We start from the raw sequence: 24987 nt of genomic DNA on the forward strand, positions 1-24987 counted from the left end.
GCACCTGGTCATCTCCGCTTTGCCAGTAGCGCTACGGTCACTTGGCTCCAGGCGCGGGTGCGAGAATGAGGCCCGTGACGGACGGGGTGTTTGCCACGACCCACGTGACTCGTGACGACTCGTAGACTCGTGCCGGTTCGGTGCTGACTCGAAGCCAACGGAGAGGGAGAACATGCAGGTCGGAGCGGTGTCGTGAGGCTTCTGCACACTTCCGACTGGCATTTGGGGCGGTCCTTCCACCGTGTGAACCTGCTCGGCGCCCAGCGCGCCTACCTCGACCACCTCGTCGAGACGGTGCGGGCCCGGGGCGTCGAAGCGGTGCTGGTCGCGGGCGATGTCTACGACCGGGCCGTGCCGCCGCTCGCCGCCGTCGAGCTCTTCGACGAGGCGCTGCACCGGCTCGCGGAGCTGGGCGTGCCCACCGTCATGATCTCCGGCAACCACGACTCCGCCCGCCGCCTGGGCGTCGGCGCCGGACTGATGGAGCGGGCCGGTATCCATCTGCGCACCGATCCCGTCGGCTGCGGCACGCCCGTGCTCCTCACCGACGCGCATGGCCCGGTGGCGCTCTACGGACTGCCGTATCTCGAACCCGCCATGGTGCGCGACGCCCTCGGCGCGCCCCGGGCCGACCACGCCGCGGTGCTCGGCGCGGCCATGGACCGCGTCCGGGCCGATCTGGCGGACCGCCCCGCGGGGACCCGCTCGGTGGTCCTCGCGCACGCCTTCGTCACCGGCGGCACGGTCAGCGACAGCGAGCGCGATATCACCGTCGGCGGGGTGGCCTCCGTGCCCGCGGCGGTGTTCGACGGCGTCGACTACGCCGCGCTCGGGCATCTGCACGGCTGCCAGACCCTCACCGAACGGGTCCGCTACTCCGGATCGCCGCTCGCGTACTCCTTCTCCGAGGCCGACCACCGCAAGTCGTCCTGGCTCGTCGACCTCGACGCGGACGGCGCCGTGCGCGCGGAGCGGGTGGACGCTCCGGTGCCACGTCCGCTGGCCCGGATCCGCGGACCGCTGGAGCGGCTGCTGGACGATCCGGCGCTGGCCCGGCACGAGGACTCCTGGGTGGAGGCGACGCTCACGGACTCCGCCCGCCCCCACGAGCCGATGGCGCGTCTCGCCAAGCGCTTCGGGCACCTCGTCAGCCTCGTCTTCGACCCCGACGAGGGGCCCGACCGCTCGCTGGCGTCGTACGCGCAGCGGCTGCGCGGCCGCAGCGACCAGGAGATCGCCGAGGACTTCGTGGAGCACGTACGGTCCGGCCGCGGCGCCGACGAGCACGAGCGGGCCGAACTGCGCTCGGCGATCGACGAGGTGCGCGTCGACGACATGGTCGCCGAGGTGGCCCGATGAGGCTGCACCGGCTCACCGTCACCGCCTTCGGGCCGTTCGGCGGTACCCAGACCATCGACTTCGACCGGCTCACCCGCGACGGCCTGTTCCTGCTGCACGGGCCGACGGGCGCGGGCAAGACCTCGGTCCTGGACGCGGTGTGCTTCGCGCTCTACGGCTCGGTGCCCGGGGCGCGACAGGGCGGCCAGGCGCTGCGCAGCGACCTGGCGGACCCGCCGACCCTCACCGAGGTCACCCTCGAACTGACCGTGGGCGAACGGCGGTTGGAGATCACCCGGCTGCCCGAGCAGCCGCGTCCCAAGAAGCGGGGCAGCGGCACGACGAAGGAGAAGGCGCAGAGCAGGCTGCGGGAGTTCGTGCCCGCCGGCACCGGGGCCGAGGGGCAGTGGAAGGCGCTGAGCCGCTCCCATCAGGAGATCGGCGAGGAGATCGGGCAGCTGCTCGGCATGAGCAAGGAGCAGTTCTGCCAGGTTGTACTGCTGCCGCAGGGGGACTTCGCGCGCTTCCTGCGGGCCGACGCGGAAGCCCGGGCCCGGCTGCTGGGACGGCTCTTCGACACCCGGCGGTTCGCCGCGCTCGAAGAGCAGCTCAACGCGCGCCGCAAGAGCGCGGCCGACCAGGTCGCGGCCGGCGACGAGCGGCTGCTGGCGCTGGCGCACCGGATGGCGCAGGCGGCCGGGGAGAGCGCGGACCTCAACGAGCTGAGCGGGCTCGCCGACCTGGCCGCCCTGCCGGTGCCGGCGCAGGGCCGGGCCCCGGCGGCGACCGCGGCCGTACCGGCGCAGACCGGTGCCGCCCGGCGCGGCGGGCGCGGCCGGCCGGCCGCCGCGGCCGCGCAGGACTCGCCCGCACCCGGCCCCGGGGACCCGGGATTCGCGGACGCGGTGCTGGTCAGGGCCGCCGTCGCCCGGGTAGGCGCACGGGAGCGGCTGACCGTCGCCCAGGCCGCGGCAGGTGCCGCCGAGGCCGCCGAGCAGTCGGCGGCCCGGCGGCTGGAGCAGGCCCGCGAGCGCGACCGGCTCCAGCAGCGGTACGCCGACGCCCGGCGCCGGGCCGCCCGGCTCGACGTGTACGCCGAGGAGGGGGAGCGCACCCGCGACCGGCTGGCACGGGCCCGCGCGGCCGCCGAGGTCGCGCCCGCGCTCGCGCTGCGCGACGCCGCCTGGCGCGACCTGGACGCGGCACAGCGCGCCGAGCGCGAGCGCCGGGCCCCGCTGCCGCCCGACCTCGCGGACGCCGGCCCCGACCAACTCGCCGCAATGGAACGGACGTTGCGGGAGGAGCTGGGGGCCCTCACGGCGGCTCGCCGGGCCGAGCGCCGGGCCGAGGACATCGCCCAGGAGCGGTCCGCCCTCGACCGTGAGGCGCGCGCCGACGAGCAGACGCTGCTGGACGCCGCCGAATGGCTCGCCTCCTGGGACGGTGCCCGGCGCGCCCACCAGCAGCGCATCGAGACCGCTCAGGAGGCCGCGACCCGGGCCGAACAGCTCGGCGCCCGGATCGAACCGGCCGCCGAACGGCTCGCCGCGGCCCGCCGACGCGACCGGCTCCGCGACGAGGCGGCCGCCGCGGACAGGGAGCTGCTCGCCGCCAGGGAGCGGTCCGCGGCCGCCCATGAGCACTGGCTCGACCTCAAGGACCGGCGGTTGCGTGGCATCGCCGCCGAGCTCGCGGAGCAGCTCAGCCAGGGCCGGGCGTGCGCGGTGTGCGGCGCGACCGAGCACCCCCGGCCGGCCCGGGCGGGCGCCGGCCATGTCGACCGGGCGGCCGAGGAGGCCGCGCTGGCGGCCCACCGCCGGGCCGAGGACACCCGGCAGCAGGCGGAGGCGCACGGCCGGTCCGTCAACGAGGCACTGGCCGCCGCGACCGCCGCGGCGGGCGACACCCCGACCGCCGAACTGGCCGCACAGGCCGAGGAGTTGCGCGCCGAGCACGCCCGCGACCATGCGCGCGGCGCAGACCTGCACGCCGCCCGCGAGGCGCTCGGACGCGCCGAGCGGGAGTACGAGCGGCGCCGGACCGAGCAGCAGCAGGCCGAGCGCCGGGCGGCCGCCCGTACCTCCCACCGTGAGGCGCTGGAGCGCGAGCGGACCGCCCTCGACGAGGAGCTGACCCGGGCCCGGGGCGAGTGCGCCAGCGTCACCGAGCGGGCCGGGCGGCTGGAGCGGCAGGTGGCGCTGCTCGCCGCCGCGGCGGAGGCGTCCGGTACGGCGCGTTCCTGCGCCGAGCGGATCAAGGAAGCCGATGCCGGCGCGTCGGACGCCGCCTTCCGGGCCGGATTCGACACCCCGCAGGCCGCCGCCGAAGCGCTGCTACGGGACGAGGAGTGGCGCGCGCTGCAGCAGCGGCTCGACGACTGGCAGCGCGAAACGGCCGCCGTGGAGGCCGAGCTGGCGGACCCCGCGGCCCGCGCCGCCGCCGAGCTGCCGCCCGCCGCCCCGGACGCCGCGCAGGCGGCGCACCAGGACGCCGCCGCGCGGCTGCGCAGCGCCTCGACGGCCCTGGCGACGGCCCGGGAACGCAGCGCCGAACTCGACCGGCTCTCTGCCCGCGCGGAGGCCGACGCCCGCCGACTGGCCCCGCTGCGCGCCGATCACGACCGCATCGCCCGGCTCGCGGCGCTCGCCTCGGGCACCTCCGCCGAGAACGAGCGCCGGATGCGCCTGGAGTCGTACGTCCTGGCCGCGCGGCTCGAACAGGTCGCGGCCGCCGCCAGCGCGCGGCTGCACCGGATGTCGGCCGGCCGCTACACCCTCGTCCACTCCGACGAACGCGCCGGCGGCGCGCGCCGATCGGGCCTCGGCCTGCACGTCATCGACGCCTGGACCGGCCATGAGCGCGACACCGCCAGTCTCTCCGGCGGCGAGACCTTCTTCGCCTCGCTCGCCCTGGCGCTCGGCCTCGCCGATGTCGTCACCGACGAGGCCGGTGGCACCCGGCTGGACACCCTCTTCATCGACGAGGGCTTCGGCAGCCTGGACGAGCAGACTCTCGACGAGGTGCTGGACGTCCTGGACTCGCTGCGCGAACGCGACCGCAGCGTCGGCATCGTCAGCCATGTCGCGGACCTCAAGACGCGCATCCCGGCCCAGCTGGAGGTCGTCAAGGCCCGGTCGGGCTCCACGGTCCGCCACCGGGTGCCCGGCTGAGCCGGCCCGTGGCGGACGGCGGTGGGCCGCCCGTCACTGGCTGACCGGGCGGCGGGGGAGCGGTGAGGAGTAGACGACGCTGGTCGTCACCGAGCCGAGCGCGCCGATCCGGCCCGACACCTCCTCCAGGTGCCGCATGGAGCGGGCGGCGACCTTGAGGACGAAGCAGTCGTCGCCCGTGACGTGGTGCGCCTCCAGGATCTCGGGCGTGGTCTCCAGCAGATCGTGGAACGGCTTGTAATTGCCGTTCGGATACCGCAGCCGGACGAAGGCCAGGACCGGCAGCCCGATCCGCTCCGGGTCGATCACCGCCGCGTATCCCGAGATCACCCCGGCCTCCTCCAGGCGGCGGACCCGTTCGGTGACCGCGCTGGCGGACATGCTCACGGCGCGGGCCAGCTCGGCGTAGCCCGCGCGGCCGTTGTGCTGCAGGACGTCGAGGATGCGCCAGTCGGTGGCGTCAGGGGAATAACCGGTCATCCGGGCTGTCTAGCAGTGGAATCACCGGCAGATCAAGGGTTCTGCCGGTGATCATCGCTTTCCGGCCGGAGCGGCGAACCATAGATTAACGGTCATGATCACACAGAAGCCGCAGCCCACCAGCGCCGTACTCGCCACCCCGCCGGCCGCGCCCGCCGACGCCGCCGCGTACTTCGCCGCCCGCCTCGCCTTCCACACCGACGTCGCCGACGTCCATGGCGCGCTCGCGGCCGGCGCCGCCGATTTCGTCGTCCTCGACTCCCGCAGCCCCGCGGCCTGGGACCAGGGGCACGTCCCCGGCGCGGTACATCTGCCCACCGCCCGCATCGCCGAGGACGCGGGGAAGCTGCTGGACCCGGCGGTCCCGGTCGTCGTGTACTGCTGGGGCCCCGGGTGCGACGGCGCCACCCGCGCCGCGCTGGCGCTGGCGCGGCTCGGCTACCGCGTCAAGGAGATGCTCGGCGGCATCGAGTACTGGATCCGCGAGGGGTACGAGGTCGAGACCTGGCAGGGCACGGAACGCCGCCCGGCCGACCCGCTGACGGCACCGGTCGGGGCCGAGGACTGCGGCTGCTGAGCCTCCCGACTCTGCAGCCACCCCCTGCCGCCTCACCGTCGAGGCCGTCAACTCCGCGGGCGGCCTCAGGCGTTGAGGGCGGCCTGGGGTGCTTCGGCGGACGCGTCGATCTCGTAGGCGCGCAGTCCCTCCCGCTCCCCGACGAAACGGAAGCCGGCCCGCTCCAGCACGCGCTGCGAGGGGGTGTTCTCCGGCTCGGTCAGGGCGCACACCGTCCGTACCTCGGGCCGGGCGGCCGCCCAGCCGGCCAGCAGCCGGGCCGCTTCGGTGGCCCATCCGGCGCCGCGTGCGGACGGGGAGAGGTCGTAGCCGATCTCCACGAAGCCGGTGTCGTCCGGCGGGCCGTGGAAGCCGATGCTGCCCAGCGCCGTGCCGCTCGCCGTGTCGGTGAGCACGAAGACGCCCCAGCCGGGGCGGTAGCCACCGGAGGCGGCGGCCCGTACGGCGATCTCGGCGCCGCTGGAGGTGGTCGGGGGCGGGGCGGTGTCGATCCAGTCGAAGCCCGCCGTCTCGCCGTCCGCCACCCGGGCCGCCGTGGCCGGCAGCAGCGCGCGCAGCGTCACCCGGCCCTCGGTGAGCCGCAGGGGGTAGCCGGCGCCCGTGGTGACCAGCGCCTCGTACAGCGGACGGTGGTCCGTGCCCGCGGGCAGCCCGCTGACCTGGCCGTCGCCGACCTCCACCACCCGCCAGACACCGTCCGCGCGCAGTGCCAGATCCGTGGTGACGAAGCGTGCGCCCAACTCCCGTACGGCCGGGGCCACCTGGACGAGATCGGGCATCGGGCGCAGCCCCGGTGTGTCGGGGTGCGGGCCGATCAGCACCGGTTCGCCGTCCACCCACCACACCCGTGCCTCGCCCACCTCCCGCGCGTAGGACTCGAAGGCCCGCAGCACCACACCACCGGTCAGGAACTCCTCCTGGAGCGCGACGAAACGGCCGACGACCGCCGCCAGCCGCTCGGTGTCGGCCGCGTCCGGGACGTAGGCCGCCGCCTCCCACTCGTGCTTACGGGACTTGACCCAGTCCTTGACGACGAGCGGACGGCGCTGCCCCGGGGCGGTGAACGGTGCGGCGAGCCCGGCCAGCGCCGCGCGCTCCGGCGGACGGCCGGGCGCACAGGGGAGCCAGGCGCTGTGCGGGGTGAGCGCGCGGAACGTGTCGTACCAGCCGGGGAGTTCATGGGCGGTGCGGTAGGCGGCGGGCGAGGTCAGCAGGGGGCAGCCGCGGGCGGCGAGCGCCGCCGCCAACGCGGCGTAGCGCTCGGCCGGCAGCATCCAGCCGCGGTACCAGACCGGTCCGGCCTCGCGGGGCACCCGGGACACCGCCGCGTCGGTGTCCCCGGCGAGCAGCGCCTCATGATCGAGCACCGCGATCGCCGCGGCGGCCGACCGCGCCGCGGCGGCCTCGGCCGCGAAGTGCGGGTCCGTGCGCCGCGGGCGCAGCGGATCGCCGGAGAACACCAGAAGCGGCCGGTCCGCCGCGAGGTCCACTGTCATATCAGCGGACCCTACGGACGGCGGCGGCCGGCCACAACACCGTTCTGCACGGACCGGCCACCGGTCCCAAGGTCCCTGGTCAGAGCGCCGACAGCTCGCTCAGCAGATCGTCCAGGCCGAGCGAGCCCTGCGACAGCGCGGCCATGTGCCAGGCCTTGAGGTCGAAGTCCGCGCCGTGCCGGGCGCGGGCCGCCTCCCGGCCCTGCAGCCAGACCCGCTCGCCGAGCTTGTAGCCGATGGCCTGACCGGCCATGCCCTGATAGCGGATGATCTCGCTCTCGACGAAGTCGGCCGGGCGACTGGAGTGGCGCGCGAAGAACTCGTGCGCCAGCTGCGGTGTCCAGCGCTCGCCCGGGTGGAAGGGGGAGTCCGCCGGGATCTCCAGTTCCAGGTGCATGCCGATGTCGATGATGACGCGGACGGCGCGCATCATCTGCGCGTCCAGATAGCCCAGGCGCCGCTCGGCGTTCGTCAGGAAGCCCAGCTCGTCCATGAGGCGCTCGGCGTACAGCGCCCAGCCCTCGGCGTTGGCGCTGACGATGCCCACCGTCGTCTGGTAGCGCGAGAGCCGATCGGCGACATGGGCCCACTGCGCCAGCTGGAGGTGATGGCCCGGCACCCCCTCGTGGTACCACGTCGAGACCAGGTCGTACGCCGGGAAGCGGGTCTCACCCATCGTCGGCAGCCATGTACGGCCGGGGCGGGAGAAGTCCAGCGACGGCTGGGTGTAGTACGGGGCGGCCGCGCTGCCGGGCGGGGCGATCCGCGACTCCACCCGGCGCACCCGCTCGGCCAGTTCGAAGTGGGTGCCGTCCAGCGATTCGATGGCCTCGTCCATCAGCGACTGCAGCCACTGCCGGGTCTCCTCGACCCCCTCGACCGCCTCACCGTGCTCATCGCACCAGGCCAGCGCCTCCCACGGCGTCTTCGCGCCGGGCAGCACCCGCTCCGCCTCGGCCTCCATCTCGGCCAGCAGCCGGTGGAATTCGGACCAGCCGTACGCGTACGCCTCGTCCGCGTCGAGGTCGGCGCCGTTGTAGTAGCGGGCGAGGCGGGCGTAGCGCTCGCGGCCCACCACGTCCGGTGCGCCCGCGATGGCCGGGGCGTAGCTGTCCCGGAACCAGTCGCGCAGCTCGACCAGGGCGCCGGTGGCCACCTCAGCGGCCTCGGTCAGCTCCTTGCGCAGCGCGTCCGGTCCCGGGTCGGTGAACTCGGCGAACCAGCTGCGGTCGGTGCCGATCCACTCGTCCAACTGGCCGATGACAGTGGCGACTTGGAGCGGACCCGCGGGCAGGTCGCGCTTGCGGCCGGCGTCGAGCGCGGCGCGGTAGCCCTCCAGCGCGGCGGGCACCGCGCGCAGCCGCTGCACGATCGCCGCCCAGTGCTCCTCGGTCTCGGTGGGGGTGAGCGTGAACACCTCGCGCACGTGGTGCAGCGGCGAGCTGAGGTTGCTGACCGTGCGCAGGCCCTCGCCCGCCTCGTGCACCGCCAGCTCGGCGGTCAGCCGCTCGCGCAGCAGCCGCGCGCAGATCCGCTCGGCGGGGCTGTCCGCGCCCGGCCGGGCCTCGGCCTCGGTGAGCCGCTCCAGCGTCGTACGGGCGAGCTGGGCCACCGCTTCCTGGCCCGTCGGCGAGAAGTCGGGGAGCTTGCCGGAGCTCTCGGGGATCCCGAGAAAGGTCCCGGTGATCGGGTCCAGTTCGACGAGGGCGTCGACATGGGCGTCGGCGACCTGGCGGGGCAGCGGACCGCCCTCGGAAGTAGTGGTGTTGGACATGCTGGCCATCCTCGTACGGATCACCCCGCCGCGTCACCATCAATAGGCCGGACGTTCCTGTCGCTTTACGGCGCCATTGCCATACGACACGGCCGGCCGGGCGCCGCCACGCCCGACCGGCCGCTAGGGCCTGTGTCGGAAGTCCCGCCTGCCCCGCGGCGTCCGGCACGCACGCTCGCCGCGTTGTCGGGCACGCCCCGATACACCCAGTATCGGGGCGACCCTCCGCCTTGCGATCGCACGCACCGGACGCCGCGGGGCCCGCCCTGCGGGCGGACGACGGGACTTCCGACACAGGCCCTAGGCGGGTCCGAGGGATCACCGCCGGGCCCGGCTCAGCGGCGGCCGGTGCCGTCCTGGACGCGGACGCTCTCGTGGGGCTCCCGCCGGGCCGGAACTCCCGCCGGACGGGCGGTGATCACCAGCGTGCCCTCCTCGATCTGGTAGTCCAACGGCAGGCCGAGGCCGCGCATCGCCGCCACCATTCCCGTGTTGGAGGCCTGCGTGATCGCATAGACGCTCTCGCAGCCGGTCTCGGCCGCCATCGCCACCAGCCGCCGCAGCAGCTCGGCGCCCACCCCGCGCTGCTGCCAGTCGTCCTCGACCAGCAGCGCGACCTCGGTCTCGTCGCCGTCCCACAGCAGATGGCCGAGCGCCACCAGCCGGCCGGACGCGGTCTCGACGGCCAGGGTGCGGCCGAACCGCGGGCTCAGCAGATGCCTGAGGTAGCGGTCCGCGTCACCGACCGGACCGTGGTAGCGCAGCGCGAGCGTCCGCGTCGAGCAGCGGTCGTGCATCTCGCGCGCCGCGGCCAGGTCGGAGGTGTCGGCGCGACGGACCGTTATCTCGTTGCCCTCCGGCAGCGTCAGCACATCGCGCCGCCGGGGCACCCGCTGGCCGAGCCTGGCGTCCAGCTCGACCAGCGCCCGGACCCGCGCGAACTCCGTGGGCGTGAACGGCAATTGCGGCCTTTCAATGGTGAGCGAGCCCCCGGAGGGGTCGCGGAACTTCATCACGTGCTCCTCCAAAACACCTTCCGCGGGCACCTGCTCGGCGAGCGGCTGACCGGTCAGCGAGCGCGCGGGGACCGAATGGATCGTGCAGCGCCCCAGCAACTGGCGCAGCGCCAGGGGGAGTTCGGCGGAGTCGAGGGCCGTACGGGTCGCCAGGCCCAGCATCCGGGTCGGCCCGTCGACGAGGTCGTGCGCATCGGCGCGCTCCAGCCAGCTGTGGGTGCCGCCCGCGCCGGCCACCGTACGGGTCAGCTCGCCGGGCGCCAGCGAGCCGGGCGCGCGCAGCAGGAACTCGTCGACCGTGCCCTCGGATAGCGGGTGGGTCTGCAGGCTGAGTATGTCCACCTGCTGCGCGGCCAGCGCCGTGCACAGCGCGGCCAGGCTGCCCGGTTCGTCACGGACCGTGGTCCGCATCCGCCACAGCGTCGTCTCCTCACGGCCGGCCCGGGGAGCCGGATCGGCGAGGGACGGCGCCGTGGCGCCGGTATCGGTTGGTGGTGGGGCGCTTTCGTGGCGTCGTGTCCACCAGACGTGGAATCCGGCCGTGGCGAGCAGGGCCACCGCCGCGGCGCACAGCAGCACCGGGCCCGACGGGCCGTGCGCGACGGTGTTGGCGACGGCGTCGGCCACCGCCACGGCCGTGAACAGCGCGGCCAGCTCGACGACGTCCCGGCGCCAGTGATGGCGGCGGGAGGAATGGGCAGAGGAAGCTTCAGTCATGCACACAAGCCTTGCCGACCGGTGTTGCCTGATCACCAACACCTTGTGTCCGACGAGTAAAAGACGCAATCGGCGCATTGGCCTCTACTGTCCTACCCGTCCCGGTTGGAGCACCTTGCTGAACAACACTTCGCCGCCCTCCTGACGCAGCCGCACCGTCAGCTCCCCGCTCCCCCCGTCGATGTCGATCTCGCCGAAGTTCTGCGGAGTCTCCGCAGGGGAGGTGTTGGCACGGTCCGGCGCCTTGATGAACGGCTGGGTGGGCCCGAAAGTTCCATCGAGCTTCAGCGCCTGGAACCCGCCCGCGTTCAGCGGCCCCGACACGAACTCCCAGAACGGCTCGAAGTCCTTGAACGCCGCCCGCTCCGGCGCGTAGTGCTGCGCCGACGTGTAGTGGACGTCCGTCGTCAGCCATACGGTGCCGGTGATCCGGGCGTGCTTGATGTGCCGCAGCAGCTCGGCCAGCTGCAGCTCGCGCCCCAGGGGGGCGCCGGGATCGCCCTGCGCCACCGCCTCGAAGTTCGTCTTGCCGTCGGGGACGACCAGGCCCAACGGCATATCGGAGGCGATCACCTTCCACACCGCCTGCGAGCGGGACAGCTCCCGCTTGAGCCAGCGCAGCTGCTCGGCCCCCAAGATGCCCTGCTGGTCGTCGGTCTGCCGGCCCGGCGAGTTGGCGTTGCGGTAGCGGCGCATGTCGAGCACGAACACATCGAGCAGCGGCCCGTGATGCACCACGCGGTAGACCCGGCCACCCTGGTCGGGCCGCAGCGTACGGACGGGGAAGTACTCGCTGAAGGCGCGCAGCGACCGCGCGGAGAGCACATCAGCGTCCTTCTCCGTGTAGCGGTCGTCGTCGAGCAGCTGCCCCGGGTACCAGTTGTTGTGCACCTCGTGGTCGTCCCACTGGGTGATCGTCGGCACCTGCGCGTTGAACCGGCGCAGATTGTCGTCCAGCAGGTTGTAGCGGAACGCGCCCCGGAACTCGGCGAGCGTCTCGGCGACCTTGGCCTTCTCCTCGGTGGTCACATTCCGCCAGATCCGGCCGTCCGGCAGGGTCACCTTCTCGGTGATCGGGTTGTCCGCGTAGATGTTGTCGCCGCTGCACAGGAAGAAGTCCGGATTCCGGCGCCGCATCTCCTCGTAGATGCGGTAGCCACCGCGGTCCGGGTTGATGCCCCAGCCCTGGCCCGCGAGGTCCCCCGACCAGTGGAAGCGGACGTCCTCGCGGCGGTGGGCGGGCGCGGTGCGGAAGGTGCCGGAGACCGGTTCGCCGGTGCGCCGGGGGTCGTCCGGGTCGGCCAGCAGCACCCGGTAGTGGACCTGCTCGCCCGGCGGCAGGCCGTGCAGCGAGGTGACGCCGGTGAAGTCCGTGCCCGCTCCGATCACCGGGCCGCGCCACGTCCTGGCGTTGCGGAACGACTCGGTCGCCGCGGTCTGCACCACCATCCGGGCCGGCCGGTTCGATCGCACCCACACCAGCCCCGAGGACGTGGTCACGTCCCCCACCTGGACGCCCCAGTCGGCGCTCGGCCGCCCGCCGCGGGCCTGCGACGGCGCGGCACAGGAGAGCACGGGCAGTGCCAGCGCCGCGGAACCCGCAGCCGTGCCCTGCAGCAGCGACCGCCGTCCGAAGCCGCCACCGGATCCCTGCGCCATGTCAAACCTCCATACCGTCACCGAGCTTGCTGATGACCCGTTGGTATCGCTGCCTGGTGCCCCGCAGCGGAACGGCCGGTGAACAGAATGGTGTTCACCGGTCCCGCGCCGGGCCCGGCTCATCGTCGCAACACCACCGGCCGATCGCCAGGACACCACCGGAACGTTTACGGCACCTGGACCCCCGGAGCCACCCCCGTCCCGCACGGGGCGCCCGAACCGTCTCCTGGGGGCAGCCGATCCGGCGCCGGCCCGCCGACAAGGTGGCGCCCGTCGCACTCCGCCGTTTCCGCTGGACAACGCGGGTGCGGCCCGGTGGGATGGAGGGGTGCTGAAGGAATCCGCGACCGACGTCTTCGAGGAACACCGCCCCGTCCTGTTCGGGGTGGCCTACCGCATGCTCGGCCGGGTGGCCGACGCCGAGGACGTGGTCCAGGACGCCTGGTTGCGCTGGTCGGGCGCGGACCAGTCGGGGGTGCGCGAGCCGCGCGCCTTCCTCGTACGCATCACCACCCGGCTGGCCATCGACCGGCTCCGGCAGGCCCAGTCGCGGCGCGAGTCGTATGTGGGGCCCTGGCTGCCGGAACCCCTGGCGACCGACTTCGGCGGCACCACACCGGACAGCGCGGAGCGCACGGTGTTCGCCGAGTCCGTCACCCTCGCCGTGCTCGTCACCATGGAGTCGCTCTCCCCGCTGGAGCGCGCGGTGTTCGTGCTGCGCGAGGCCTTCGGCTATCCCTACGCGGAGATCGCCGAAGCCCTGGACCGCAGTGAGGCCGCGGTGCGCCAGCTGGCGGGCCGGGCCCGGCGGCACGTGGAGGAGGGCAAACCGCGCTTCGAGGTCGACCCCGTGCGCCAGCGCGACCTGACCGAGCGGTTCATGGCCGCGGCGGCCGGCGACGACCTGGAGGGGCTGCTCGGCATGCTGGCGGCGGACGCCCGGCTGGTCGGGGACAGCGGAGGGAAGGCCAAGGCGCCGCTGCGGGTCATCGAGTCCGCGGACAAGATCGCCCGCTTCCTCGTCGCTGTCGCCGGAGCCGCACCGGCAGGCCTGGAGTACACCTTCACCGAACTCAACGGCGGCATCGCGATGTTGGTGCGCCAGGGCGACGTGCCGGACTCCGTCATCCAGCTCGGCATCCGGGACGGCCGGGTCCAGACGGTCTACATCGTGCGCAACCCGGACAAGCTCGGGGCACTCGCGGCGGGTTGAGCCGCCACCGGTAGAGCGGGCCGCGGGCCGGACGGCACCGGCATGCCGCCGGCCGGGCCCGCCGTGCCCGGTGGTCCCCTGCGCCTTCGCCCGCCCGACGGGTGCGGTGCGTGACGAGGCGTGGGTTCGGTGCGTACGGGGATTTCGGTGCGTACGAGGTGACGGGGTGCCAGGTCGCGCCTTCCTCGGCGCCCGAGGGGGCGCCCCTCTTCGCTACGGCACGTCGTGCACCGGGCCGCGAAACGCATACGGGATTGGTCTTGACCAAGGGTGGGGGCGGTCATATCGTCGGGATACTGCAACAACCTTTAATAAAGAAGCGCTCATAAACGGGGGCGCGTGCGGGCCGGCATCCGTAGGGGCCCGTGTGCGGGCCCGGGTTCCATGGGGGCGCTGCCCTGCGAGGGCAACGGCCAGTGCGGAGGACAGGGTGGGGACCACGCAACTCGAAACGGTGCCGGAGCCGAAGTACTGGCACCTCAAGACCGTGCTCAGCGATGCGCTGGACTCGGAGTTCGCGGTCGGCGAGATTCTGCCCAACGAGCGTGAGCTGGCGGCGCGGTTCGGCGTCGCCCGAGCCACGCTTCGGCAGGCGCTCGAACAGCTGGAGCTGGAGGGCAGGCTGCAGCGCCGCCGCGGTGTGGGCACCACCGTCGCACCGCCGCGCGTCGGCGTCGCCGTCGCCCCCGCCCGCCACACCTGGCCCGGCGCCTCCGGCGACGACTGGCAGCCGGTCGACGCCACACAGAGCGACACCGTCCCGGCCGCCGTGGCCCGCCTGCTGCAGACCGTCCCCGGAGAGCAGGTGCACATCGTGCGCCGCACCCGGGTCACCAACGGCCAGCCCGTCGCCGCCGAGCTGCTGTACGTGCCGTCGGCCGCGGTGCCCGGCCACACCGAGGGGCCCGTGCGCAGCGCCCCGGCCCGCGCCCGCGCCGTGCTGCACGAGTTGCAGGAACTGGAGCTGGAGGGCCAGGACCGCACGGTGGAGCTCGGCTCGGCCCGCGCGGAGGACGCCCGCCAGCTGGACCGGCTGCCCGGCGCGCCCGTACTCGTCGTGACGACCCGCTATGTCTCCGGAGGACGGACCACCGCCGTCGCGGTGTCGACGTACCGCGCGGACACCTGCCGGCTGACCTTCGGCGCGAGCGACGAGGTGTCGCTGCTGGCGGGCTGAGCCGTCGGCCCTGTGCTCTCAAGGTGCCCGCACCGGATGCTCGGTTCCGGTGCGGGCCACCGCGTTTCGGGGCCCCGAGAGGCTCAACGGCGGGCGGTCGCCGTGCCCTCCACCGCGAAGAGCTCGCCCTCCACATGGTCCAGGGCCAGCCGCAGCGCACCGGTGGCGATCGCGGCCTCGCCCAGCAGGGAGAGCGCCACCTGCGGAGGGCGCAGACAGTAGCGCGCCAACTCCCCGCGCAGCGGCTCCAGTACACCGGCCAGGCCCGCCGCCCAACCGCCGATCACGACCAGCTCCGGATCGAGCGCCAGCACCAGGGCCGCGACATCGTGCACCAGCCGCCGGATGAAGCGGTCAACGGCGTCCCGGGCCCCCGCGTCGCCGTCCCGCGCCGCCGCGAAGACCGCGGCGACCTGCGCCTCGTCCAGAGGGTGCAGCGGCTCACCGGTCGTCGACAGCAGCTTCTCCGGCGTCGCCTCGCGCCCCAGCAGATGCAGCGCGCCGATCTCCCCGGCGGCCCCGCCGAACCCGCGGTGCAGCCGGCCGCCGATCAGCGAGCCCGCTCCCGGGCTGAGCCCGGCAAGGACGAACACGACGTCGTCCGAGCCGGCCGCCGCACCCTGCCAGTGCTCGGCGACCGCGGCGGCGTTGGCGTCGTTCTCGACCAGCACCGGGCAGCGGAACGACCGCCGCAGCCGCTCGCCCAGCGGCAGTCCCGTCCAGCCCGGCAGCGCGGTGCCCAGCCGTACGGTGCCGTCCGCCTCCACGATGCCGGGGGTGGCCACACCGACGGCCCGCAGCGAACCGCGCGCCACGCCCGTGCGGCGCAGCAGTTCGGCCACCACGGATCGGACCCGCTCCAGCCGCTCGTCGGCCGACGCCGTCTCCAGGACCGGGCGCTGCGCGGTGTCCAGCACCCGTCCGCTCAGGTCGGACAGCAGGGCCGAGACGCGATGCGGGCCGATCTCGACGCCCAGCAGATGCCCGGCCTCGGTACGGAACCGGAACCGGCGGGCCGGACGCCCCTGGCGGCGGGCCTCGCCCTCCTCGGCGGGCGCCTCGACCACCAGCCCGGTCTCGATGAGTCCCTCGACCACGCCCTCGACCGTCGGCCGGGACAGGCCCGTCACCTGGACGAGGTGGGTGAGCGTGGCGGAGTCCGCGGCGCGCAGCGCATGCAGCACCACCGCGGAGTTGATCCGTCGCAACAGGGAGGGGTCCCCGCCGGTGAGCCGCCCCAACGTCCGTCTCCCTCGCTCTGTCCGTTTGTGGCGGATCGTAGCCGGTCAGAAGGTGTGCGGCGAGCCCCGGACGGGGCGCCCGCCGCGGTCAGCCGGGCGCGACGAACCCCGATTCGTACGCCGCGATGACCGCCTGCGTGCGGTCCCGGGCCCCCAGTTTCCCCAGCACCGCGCTGACGTGGGTCTTGATGGTCTCCGCGCCCAGGACGAGCTCCCCGGCGATCTCCGCGTTCGACAGGCCCCGGGACATCAGCCGCAGCACCTGCCGCTCCCGTTCGGTGAGCGCGGCCCGCTCGAAGTCCGCCCGGGCCCGTGCGTTGCTGCGGCCGGCCGCCATGGTGCGCAGCGTCGCCGGCAGCAGCAGCGAGCCGCCCTCGGCGACGAGCCGCACCGCGTGCACGATCTCGGCGGGCCGGGCGCGCTTGAGCAGGAAGCCGTCCGCGCCGGCTCGCAGGGCCTCGTAGACGTAGTCGTCGTCCTCGAAGGTGGTCACGACGAGGATCCGGGGCGGCTCGGCCACCGAGCGGAGTACCGCACGGGTCGCCTCGATGCCGTCCAGCAGCGGCATCCGTACGTCCATGGCGATCACGTCCGGCCGCAGCTGGCGCACCATCGGGACCACGGAGGCGCCGTCGGCCGCCTCGCCGGCCACCTCGATATCGGGTTGGGCTTCCAGGATGGCCCGCAGACCGGCCCGGACCAGCGGTTCGTCATCGACGAGGAGTACGGATATCGGCACGGGATCACCCTAATCGGCGCAGTGGGAGACGGGCGTGGACCCGCCATTCGTCGCCTTCCGGCCCGGTTTCGGCCTCGCCGCCGAGGAGCGTGGCCCGTTCGCGGATACCGCGCAGACCGCGGCCGCCGCCGCTCGACTCCGACGCGGCGGGTAAGCCGTTGCGTATCTCCAGCTCCAGCGCGTCGGCGTCGGCCGCTATCCGCACCGACACCGGCACCGGGCCCGCGTGCCGCAGCACATTGGTCAGCGCCTCCTGCACCATGCGGTAGCCCTCCCGTGACACCGGTCCGGGCAGGGCCTCCAGCGGGCCGGTCACCTCGGCGCGGACCGCCGCCCCGGCCGCCCGCGCCGACTCCAGCAGGCGGTCGGCATCGGTGAGCGATGGCCGGTCGGCGGGCCTGGGAGCGTCCTCGCGGAGCAGCCGCAGCGCCCGCTCCAGGTCGGCGAGCGCCTGGCGGCCGGTGTCCTCGATGGCGGCCAGCGCCCGGTCGGTGAACTCGGGCGAACCTGCGGCGCGGGCCGCGCCCGCCTGTATCACCGTGACGGTCAGCGCATGCCCGACCGAATCGTGCAACTCCTGGGCCAGCCGGTTGTGTTCCAGGATGCGCTCCGTACGGGCTTCGAGCGCGGCCAGCCGCTCGGCCGCCGAGGGGCCCAGCAGCAGCCGTGCAGCACCGGTCATCAGCGCGCCCGCCCCGACGACGACGGTCAGCAGCACCACGAGGGGGAGCGGCGCGAGCAGGCCGTACCACCAGCGGGGGGTGTCGATCGAAGGCCAGCCGGTGACGCCCGTGGCGTGTCCCATGGCGGCCCGGGCCAACACCACGGTCAGCGCGGGCAATTGGAGGGTCAGGGCCGTCATCGCCACACCGGCTTCGAGCCGGAGCAGCAGCCATACGGCCGTACGGCCGCGGTCGGGCCAGGTGGCCGACGGTGAGGTGGCGATCTGGGAGCCGCGCTCGCCGGTGCCGGACCGGCCGGGAATCAGCAGCAGCTGGGCCTGCAGGCCCTCGATGCGCCGGACCGCGGGCACCAGCGCGGCCAGCAGAAGGATCGGCACGGGTAATACCGCGAACGACAGCCACGGCCCGCCATGGCCCGGCCGGAACGTCCCGCTGCGCAGAAACCCCATCAGGACCCCGGCCACGCAGCCGGTCAGCAGATGCAGCCAACGGCTGTACGTGACGGGCCGGAGGAGCGGCTTGAACAGGGGGCGGCGGATGGCCGCGAGGGATAGGGACACCCCGTCATCGTGCCAGCGGCCACTGACATCCCACCTCCCCCGAGCGGGGGAAGCGTTCACCGCGGCGGGGGAGGTCAGAGGCCCGAGGAGGACGCCAGCCTGGAGGCATGACCGCGATCGAAGTGCAACAGCTGACGAAGGTCTACGGCGCCGTGCGGGCCGTGGACGACCTCACCTTCCGGGTGGAGCCGGGCCGGGTCACCGGGTTCCTCGGCCCCAACGGAGCCGGCAAGTCCACCACCATGAGGATGGTCGTCGGCCTGGACCACCCCACCTCGGGGACCGCCACCGTGGGCGGCCGGACGTTCCGGGAGCTGGCGGACCCCCTGCGGCACGTGGGGGCGATGCTCGACGCCGGCGCCGCCCATGGGGGCCGCCGCGCCCGCGACCATCTGCTCGCGCTCGCACACAGCAACCGCATCCCCGCCCGGCGGGTGGCGCAGGTGCTGGACGAGACCGGGCTGTCGGCCGCGGCGCGCAGACGGGTGCGGAGCTTCTCCCTCGGGATGCGGCAGCGGCTCGGCATCGCGGCCGCGCTGCTCGGCGACCCCGCCGTGCTGATGCTGGACGAGCCCGCCAATGGACTCGACGCGGAGGGGATCGTCTGGATCCGTACGCTCCTCAAGCGCCTGGCCGCCGACGGCCGTACGGTGCTGATCTCCAGCCATCTGATGACCGAGACCGCGCTCACCGCCGACCACCTGATCGTGCTGGGACGCGGCCGGCTGCTCGCCGACACCGCCATGGACGACTTCCTGCGCGAGCACGCCGGACGGCGGGTGCGGGTGCGGACGACCGACGGGGCCCGGCTCCGTGCCGAACTGGCCCGGGTCGGCTGGGAGGCGGCGCCGGACGGCTCGGGGGGCTGGCTCGTCGAGGGCGCCGACCCCTCCGACATCGGCGCGCTGGCCGCCCGGCATGGCATTGCGCTCCTCGAACTCGCCGACGAGGCGACCTCGTTGGAGGAGGCCTACCTGCGGCTGACCGCCGAAGCCACCGAATTCGTCTCCGCCGCCCCGCAGACTCAGGAGGTCTGACGCCATGCAGTTCACCGCCGTCCTCCGCTCCGAGTGGACGAAGATCCGCTCGCTGCGCTCCCTGTCGTACAGCCTCGCCGTGCTCCTGGTGGTGACCGTCGCGATCGGCTTCGTCGTCTGCTCCGGCTACGACGGCGGCGATGCGCACTTCGACCCGGTGTTCAACGCCTACTTCGGGCTGAACATCGGGCAGTTCGGGGCCATCGTCTTCGGCGTGCTCACGGTCGCGGGGGAGTGGTCCAGCGGCTCCATCCGGGTCTCGCTGGCCGCGGTCCCGCGACGCGGGCTGCTGTACGCGGGCAAGCTCGTCACCGTGGGCTCACTCGCGCTCGCGGTCGGGCTGGTCGCCGGGTTCGCTTCGGTCGCCGGGGGACAGGCGCTCCTCGGCGACGAGGGGGTGTCCCTAGGGTCGCCCGGCGTGCTGCGGTCGGCCGTCGGCTGCGGGATCTACTTCGGGCTGCTCGCGGTGTTCTCCGCCGGCATCGGCACGCTGCTGCGCAGCCCCGTCGGCGCGCTGAGCCTCCTCATCCCGTTCTTCCTCTCCCTCGGCCCGATGCTCGGCTCGCTGAAGGCCACCAGGGAGGTGGGCCAGTTCCTGCCCGACCGGGCGGGGCAGCAGATTCTGCATCTGGCGCCCGAGGGTGCGCTGGGGCCGTGGCCCGGCATCGCGGTACTGGCCGGGTGGGCGGCGCTCGCGGCGGCGGCCGGGCTGTGGTCGCTGCTGCGCCGGGACGTCTGAGCGCCGCGAGGGAACGTCAATTGTCAGACCCGGCAGGTTTACTGACGGCATGACGCTTGACGAGCAGCTGACCACGATCGACGCGTTGCGCCTGCGGGCGTTCCCCGCGCAGCGGACCCGCTCCGGCCTGGTCGAGAGCGGTCCGGGCTTCCACATAGCCGATCTGCGGGTCAGCGCGGACAGGGAGACCGCGAACTGCCGTTCCAGCTGCTGGTCGCGGTGGGGGAGGCGGCGTGCGGGCCCTAGCGGGCGCCCGCGGACTCGTCGCCGGCCGGTTAGAGGGCGGCCGAGGGCTCGTTGTCGGCCGGGTCGTCCGGCGCGAAGGCCGCCGCCCGCAGCCGCCCGTACTCCTCCGCCATCGTCTGCAGCGTCCAGTGGGCGTTCAGGCCGCTGGGGTTGGGCAGCGCCCAGATGCGGGTGCCGCCCAGGGTGCGCTCCTGCGGCCCGATCACGGCGTGCTTGTCGTCGAAGGCGACGCGATAGGCCGTGACCCCGGCGACGGCGAGCCAGCGCGGCCGCAGCCGGGCGACCTTCTCGGCCAGCAGCCGGCCGCCCTCGCGGTACTCCGCCGCGGTCAGCTCGTCGGCCTTGGCGGTCGCCCGGGCCACGACATTGGTGATGCCGAGGCCGTGCGCCAGCAGCTCGTCCTGCTCGGCGGGCTTGAACTGGCGGGGGGTGAAGCCCGAGGCGTGCAGCACCGGCCAGAAGCGGTTGCCGGGTCGGGCGAAGTGGTGGCCCGTCGCCGCCGACATCAGACCGGGGTTGATCCCGCAGAAGAGCACGCGCAGGCCGCTCGCGGCCACGTCCGGGACGAGGCGGTCGCGAGCGGCTGCCAGCTCTTCGGGGGTGAAGCGCACGGCGGTCGCGTCAGAGGATCGCGCCCGGCGCGTACGCCGCGGCTTCCGGGTGCTGCTTGGCGATCTCCTCGATCCGGGAGACGACGGACGCCACCTGGTCGGCCGCCGCACCCGTGAAGGAGAGCTTGTCCGCCATCAGCGCGTCCAGCTGCGCCTTGTCCAGCGGGATCCGGGCGTCCGCGGCCAGCTTGTCGAGCAGTTCGTTGCGCTCGGCGCCCTGCTCGCGCATGGCCAGCGCCGAGGCGACCGCGTTCTCCTTGATCGCCTCGTGGGCCTCCTCGCGGCCCACACCGGCGCGCACGGCACCCATCAGCACCTTCGTCGTGGCGAGGAAGGGCAGATAGCGGTCCAGCTCACGGGCGACGACGGCGGGGAAGGCACCGAACTCGTCGAGGACGGTCAGGAAGGTCTCCAACAGGCCGTCCAGCGCGAAGAAGGAGTCCGGCAGCGCGACGCGGCGCACCACGGAACAGGAGACGTCGCCCTCGTTCCACTGGTCGCCGGAGAGCTCACCGGCCATCGAGGCGTAGCCGCGCAGGATGACCATCAGGCCGTTGACGCGCTCGCAGGAGCGGGTGTTCATCTTGTGCGGCATCGCCGAGGAGCCGACCTGGCCGGGCTTGAAGCCCTCGGTCACCAGCTCGTGGCCGGCCATCAGGCGAATGGTCTTGGCGATCGACGACGGAGCGGCGGCCAGCTGCACCAGTGCGGTGACCACGTCGTAGTCCAGGGAGCGCGGGTAGACCTGGCCGACGGAGGTGAAGGCCCGGCCGAAGCCGAGGTGCGCGGCGATCCGCTGCTCCAGCTCGGCGAGCTTGGTCGCGTCGCCGCCGAGCAGGTCGAGCATGTCCTGGGCGGTGCCCACCGGGCCCTTGATGCCGCGCAGCGGGTAGCGGGAGAGCAGGTCCTCCAGCCGGGCGAAGGCCGCCAGCAGCTCGTCCGCCGCGGTCGCGAAGCGCTTGCCCAGCGTCGTGGCCTGCGCGGCGACGTTGTGCGAGCGGCCCGCCATCACCAGCTCGGCGTGCTGGGCCGCCAGCGAGCCCAGGCGCGCCAGCACGGCGACCGTACGGTCCCGCATCAGCTCCAGCGACAGCCGCACCTGCAGCTGCTCGACGTTCTCCGTCAGATCGCGGGAGGTCATGCCCTTGTGGACCTGCTCATGGCCGGCGAGGGCGTTGAACTCCTCGATGCGGGCCTTGACGTCGTGCCGGGTGACCTTCTCGCGCTCGGCGATCGAGGCCAGGTCGACGGTCTCCAGGACCCGCTCGTAGTCGGCCAGCGCCTGCTCGGGGACCTCCACCCCCAGGTCCTTCTGCGCACGCAGCACGGCGAGCCACAGCTTCCGCTCCAGCTTGACCTTGTACTCGGGGGACCACAGCACGGCCAGCTCCGTAGAGGCATAGCGGCCGGCCAGGACATTGGGGATGCGAGGCTTCGCAGACACAGCAGTCACGTGGTGAGAGTCTACTGGCGGTTCGCGCAGGCCAGCGCCCCGGTCCCGGCTGTGTTTTCCTCCAAGCGGCACGCCGGGGGCTCACCTGCCACGTGGCCGCAGGTGCACGTACGGCCGGATCGGCCCCCGGGCGGGGCTCCGGGTTACGTCCCCACTCCTCGCCAGCCCGACACCGGACCGGGGTTCGCGTGGTCCTCGGGGGTGACCCAGAAGGCCTGGCCCAGTTCGGCGTCGAAATGGGCGCCGGTCCGGTCGTCCCCTGAGGACCGGCCGGTCAGCCGACGGCCTATCCAGGGACCCAGATGCTCCCGGGCGAACCGCAGATCCGCGGTACGCCGTGCGCGCCAGCCCGGCGGTGCGGCGGCCGGCAGCGGAGTGTCCCAGTCCGATACGGGCGGCAGGCCGAGCGCCTGCCAGACGGCCTCCGCCACCCGGCGGTGTCCCTCGGCGTTCAGATGGAGCCGGTCGTCCGCCCACAGCCGCGGATCGGCCAGCGCCCGCGACGCGTACAGGTCCACGACCACCGCGCCGTGCCGCGCGGCCAGCTCGTCGATCCGCGCGAACAGCCGCTCCATGCGCGGCCGGAAGCGCTCCAGCACCGGACCCCGCCGACCCGGACTGCGCATCAGCACCAGCTGCCCGCCGCCCCTGGCCAGCAGCCCGGCCGCGTTCTCCAGCGTGGCGCACACCTCCGCCACATCGCAGCGCGGCCGCAGCACGTCGTTGAGGCCGCCGACCAGGGTCACCAGGTCCGCGCCCATCGAGGCGGCCGGCCCGCACTGCTCGTCGGCGATCTGCCCGATGAGCTTGCCGCGCACCGCGAGGTTGGCGTAGCGGAAGTCGGGGGTGCGGGCCGCCAGCCGGGCGGCGAGCAGATCGGCCCAGCCGCGGTAGGAGCCGTCCGGCAGGCCGTCCGACATTCCCTCGGTGAAGCTGTCGCCGACCGCGACGAAACTGGTGTAGGGGGCATTTGTCTCCATGGCGGGGAGATCCTACCGCCCGGCATACCGAGCGGTATGCCCAGGGCCCGTGTGGGAGGTCCCGTCGTCCGCCCGGAGGGGTGCAGGTGGGACTTCCGGCACAGGCCTCAGCTCCCCCGGCCGTACCGGGCCGGCCGCGGTGTACGGTCTGAGATGCTCCGAACACCCAGGAAAGGGACAGGTGGACGCGCGATGACTCCCCGCCGGGGCGACGGCCCCGACGCGCTGACGTTCACCGAGCGGGCCCGGCGGCAGCAGCTCATCGAGGCCACCATCGATCTGGTCTCCACCCGCGGCTACCCCGCGACCTCGCTGTCGGCGATCGCCGAGCGGGCCGGGCTGTCCAAGGCCGCGGTGCTCTACCACTTCTCCTCCAAGGACAACCTGACCCGGGCGGCGCTGGAGCAGGTGATGGGGGAGTTCGGTGCCTATGTCACCGAGCGGCTGGCGCAGGCACCCGGCCCCCGCGAAGCGGTCATCGCCTATGTGCGGGCGATGATCGGCTATCAGCAGGCCAATCGCCGCCATGTCCGCGTGATCACCGAGATGCTGCTCGACGACGAGGGAGGCACCCGCCTCAAGACGCCGGGCTCGCACGACACCAACGACCGCTGGCAGACCCTGGCCGTCATGCTGACGGAGGGTCAGCAGGCGGGTGTGCTGCGGGAGTTCCACGCTCCGACCATCGCGCTGGCGATCGGTGGGGCGATCGACGGGGTGATCGCCCACTGGCTGGTCCACCCGGAGATCGACCTGGACGCCGCCGCGGCGGAGCTGGTGGAGTTCACGCTCCACGCGATCGAGCGGCGGGACTGATCCGCCGGGCGAAGGCGGGCGCGCGCTCGGGGCGGACGCCGATTCCGCCCAGATAGCCGGTCACGGTCCGCAGCGGCGGCACCCACCGCAGCAGCCGCATCGGCACCGGCAGGCGGTCGCCGTCGAGCGTGCCGGCCAGCGCGGAGCGGATCATCGTGTGCTCGGCCCGCTGGGACCTCTGCACCACCGCCATCGGCAGCTCCCGCCGCCGCTGCACCCGAGCCAGCTCCGCCACCCCGACCCGGCCCCGGCGCAGCGGCTCCGCCAGGATCCGGGCCGCGGCGACCGCGTCCTGCAGCGCCAGATTGACCCCGACGCCCCCGACCGGCGACATGGTGTGCGCGGCGTCCCCGATGCACAGCAGCCCCGGCCGGTGCCAGCGCCGCAGTCGGCCGAACGTCACCTCCAGCAGCTTGACGTCGTCCCAGGAGCGGATGGCACCGGTCACCTCCTCGTCCCAGTCGAACAGCGCGCCCAGCCGGTCCCGCAGCCACTGGACGTCGTGGGCGCGCAGCTCGGCGTCCCGGCCCTTCTCGATCAGGTAGGAGGTCTGGTAGTACGTGCCGCGGTCCATGGTGACGGCCGCCTGGCCGCCGCCGAAGCGGGCGAAGACCCGTCCGTCCTTGAGGCCGTCGGCGGGGGCGTCCACGCGCACCTGCCAGACGTCCATTGGCACCTCGAACTGCTGCTGCCGCAGCCCGGCCGCTTGACGCACCACCGAGTCCCGTCCGTCGCAGGCGACCGTCAGATCCGCGGTCAGCTCGCCGGGCGCCCCGTGCTCGTCGGTGAACCGCACCCCGGTCACCCGGCCGCCGTCGGTGCGCAGTCCGGTGACCTCGGTGCGCATCCGCAGGGTGAAGCCCGGCTCCTCGGCGCCCGCGCCCGCGAGCAGGTCGAGGAAGTCCCACTGCGGCACCATGGCGATGTACTTGTGCCGGCCCGGGATGCGCCGCAGATCGCCCATCACGACCGTCGTGCCGCCGATCCGCGCCCGCATCTCGGCCAGCTTGGCGAACGGCAGCCGCGCGAACGCCTCCCCGAGGCCCAGCTCGTCCAGTAGCCGCAGGGTCGACGGGTGGATGGTGTCGCCGCGGAAGTCGCGCAGGAAGTCCCCGTGCTTCTCCAGGACGGTCACCTCGACGCCGGCCCTGGCCAGCAGCAGTCCCAGCATCATTCCGGCCGGTCCCCCGCCCACGATGCAGCAGGTGGTGCGGTCCATGTGCATGCCCCCCTCAACGCGCCTGTAACCGATCGGTCAGCAATCT

At 73.7% G+C, this 24987-nt stretch carries 20 protein-coding genes; 8 read left to right on the forward strand and 12 right to left on the reverse strand.

Annotation, left to right across the window (positions count from 1 at the left end):
• Positions 1–192 precede the first annotated feature (192 nt).
• Entirely contained in the window at positions 193–1359 is a 1167-nt protein-coding gene (locus WAB15_RS36660; protein WP_407288941.1) for an exonuclease SbcCD subunit D, read from the forward strand.
• Positions 1356–4508, forward strand: a complete 3153-nt coding sequence (locus WAB15_RS36665; RefSeq protein ID WP_407288942.1) for an AAA family ATPase — start codon at positions 1356–1358, stop codon at positions 4506–4508. Before WAB15_RS36660 ends, WAB15_RS36665 begins: the two co-directional genes overlap by 4 nt.
• A 33-nt stretch (positions 4509–4541) precedes the next feature.
• Here the strand turns inward: WAB15_RS36665 and WAB15_RS36670 are convergent, their stop codons facing one another.
• A complete protein-coding gene (locus tag WAB15_RS36670; protein ID WP_384435717.1) occupies positions 4542–4988 on the reverse strand; it encodes an Lrp/AsnC family transcriptional regulator in 447 nt (148 codons plus the stop codon).
• A 94-nt stretch (positions 4989–5082) separates the two neighbouring features.
• On the opposite strand from WAB15_RS36670, the gene WAB15_RS36675 reads away from it, so the two are divergent.
• Positions 5083–5565 carry a rhodanese-like domain-containing protein gene (locus WAB15_RS36675; protein ID WP_407288943.1) on the forward strand — a complete coding sequence of 161 codons (483 nt, stop codon included), beginning with the start codon at positions 5083–5085 and terminating at the stop codon, positions 5563–5565.
• 65 nt (positions 5566–5630) lie between these two features.
• On the opposite strand, the gene WAB15_RS36680 is transcribed toward WAB15_RS36675, so the two are convergent.
• The 4 genes from WAB15_RS36680 to WAB15_RS36695 form a co-directional block, all read right to left on the reverse strand.
• Complete coding sequence (locus tag WAB15_RS36680) at positions 5631–7061, reverse strand: GNAT family N-acetyltransferase (RefSeq protein ID WP_407288944.1); 1431 nt, start codon at positions 7059–7061, stop codon at positions 5631–5633.
• 79 nt (positions 7062–7140) lie between these two features.
• The gene (locus tag WAB15_RS36685) at positions 7141–8835 is read right to left on the reverse strand and encodes a DUF885 domain-containing protein (RefSeq protein WP_399147287.1); all 1695 of its coding nucleotides are present in this window, start codon (positions 8833–8835) and stop codon (positions 7141–7143) included.
• Between the two features lie 335 nt (positions 8836–9170).
• A complete protein-coding gene (locus WAB15_RS36690) occupies positions 9171–10568 on the reverse strand; it encodes a GNAT family N-acetyltransferase (RefSeq protein ID WP_407288945.1) in 1398 nt (465 codons plus the stop codon).
• Positions 10569–10652: 84 nt separating this feature from the next.
• Positions 10653–12227, reverse strand: a complete 1575-nt coding sequence (locus WAB15_RS36695; protein WP_407288946.1) for an alkaline phosphatase D family protein — start codon at positions 12225–12227, stop codon at positions 10653–10655.
• A gap of 328 nt (positions 12228–12555) precedes the next feature.
• Here WAB15_RS36695 and WAB15_RS36700 point away from each other — a divergent pair, with 328 nt between their 5' ends.
• Positions 12556–13440, forward strand: a complete 885-nt coding sequence (locus tag WAB15_RS36700; RefSeq protein ID WP_407288947.1) for an RNA polymerase sigma-70 factor — start codon at positions 12556–12558, stop codon at positions 13438–13440.
• A 430-nt stretch (positions 13441–13870) separates the two neighbouring features.
• Positions 13871–14617 (forward strand): GntR family transcriptional regulator, encoded by a 747-nt coding sequence (locus WAB15_RS36705; RefSeq protein WP_407288948.1) that lies wholly within the window; start codon positions 13871–13873, stop codon positions 14615–14617.
• Between the two features lie 83 nt (positions 14618–14700).
• Here the strand turns inward: WAB15_RS36705 and WAB15_RS36710 are convergent, their stop codons facing one another.
• From WAB15_RS36710 to WAB15_RS36720, 3 genes are all read right to left on the reverse strand, one after another.
• Positions 14701–15858, reverse strand: a complete 1158-nt coding sequence (locus WAB15_RS36710) for an ROK family transcriptional regulator (RefSeq protein WP_399147282.1) — start codon at positions 15856–15858, stop codon at positions 14701–14703.
• Between the two features lie 88 nt (positions 15859–15946).
• Positions 15947–16597 carry a response regulator gene (locus WAB15_RS36715; protein ID WP_407288949.1) on the reverse strand — a complete coding sequence of 217 codons (651 nt, stop codon included), beginning with the start codon at positions 16595–16597 and terminating at the stop codon, positions 15947–15949.
• Positions 16598–16601: 4 nt separating this feature from the next.
• On the reverse strand, positions 16602–17840 hold the full coding sequence (locus tag WAB15_RS36720; protein WP_407288950.1) for a sensor histidine kinase: 1239 nt from the start codon (positions 17838–17840) through the stop codon (positions 16602–16604).
• Positions 17841–17947: 107 nt separating this feature from the next.
• Here WAB15_RS36720 and WAB15_RS36725 point away from each other — a divergent pair, with 107 nt between their 5' ends.
• Both WAB15_RS36725 and WAB15_RS36730 read left to right on the forward strand, forming a co-directional pair.
• Positions 17948–18877, forward strand: a complete 930-nt coding sequence (locus tag WAB15_RS36725) for an ATP-binding cassette domain-containing protein (RefSeq protein WP_407288951.1) — start codon at positions 17948–17950, stop codon at positions 18875–18877.
• 4 nt (positions 18878–18881) lie between these two features.
• A complete protein-coding gene (locus WAB15_RS36730) occupies positions 18882–19616 on the forward strand; it encodes an ABC transporter permease (RefSeq protein WP_399147278.1) in 735 nt (244 codons plus the stop codon).
• 275 nt (positions 19617–19891) lie between these two features.
• On the opposite strand, the gene mug is transcribed toward WAB15_RS36730, so the two are convergent.
• The 3 genes from mug to WAB15_RS36745 form a co-directional block, all read right to left on the reverse strand.
• Positions 19892–20473 (reverse strand): G/U mismatch-specific DNA glycosylase, encoded by a 582-nt coding sequence (gene mug / locus WAB15_RS36735; RefSeq protein ID WP_407288952.1) that lies wholly within the window; start codon positions 20471–20473, stop codon positions 19892–19894.
• 10 nt (positions 20474–20483) lie between these two features.
• Positions 20484–21917: an adenylosuccinate lyase gene (gene purB / locus WAB15_RS36740; protein ID WP_407289355.1), complete on the reverse strand. Its 1434-nt coding sequence runs from the start codon at positions 21915–21917 to the stop codon at positions 20484–20486.
• A 152-nt stretch (positions 21918–22069) separates the two neighbouring features.
• Entirely contained in the window at positions 22070–22906 is an 837-nt protein-coding gene (locus tag WAB15_RS36745) for an SGNH/GDSL hydrolase family protein (protein ID WP_399147254.1), read from the reverse strand.
• A 192-nt stretch (positions 22907–23098) separates the two neighbouring features.
• Here WAB15_RS36745 and WAB15_RS36750 point away from each other — a divergent pair, with 192 nt between their 5' ends.
• Positions 23099–23722, forward strand: coding sequence for a TetR/AcrR family transcriptional regulator (locus WAB15_RS36750; RefSeq protein WP_399147253.1), 624 nt, complete (start codon positions 23099–23101; stop codon positions 23720–23722).
• On the opposite strand, the gene WAB15_RS36755 is transcribed toward WAB15_RS36750, so the two are convergent.
• Positions 23691–24941 carry an FAD-dependent oxidoreductase gene (locus tag WAB15_RS36755; RefSeq protein ID WP_407288953.1) on the reverse strand — a complete coding sequence of 417 codons (1251 nt, stop codon included), beginning with the start codon at positions 24939–24941 and terminating at the stop codon, positions 23691–23693. The genes WAB15_RS36750 and WAB15_RS36755 overlap by 32 nt on opposite strands.
• Positions 24942–24987: the final 46 nt, after the last annotated feature.

This window comes from Streptomyces sirii (assembly GCF_045690365.1).
In the GTDB taxonomy this organism is placed as follows: domain Bacteria; phylum Actinomycetota; class Actinomycetes; order Streptomycetales; family Streptomycetaceae; genus Streptomyces; species Streptomyces sirii.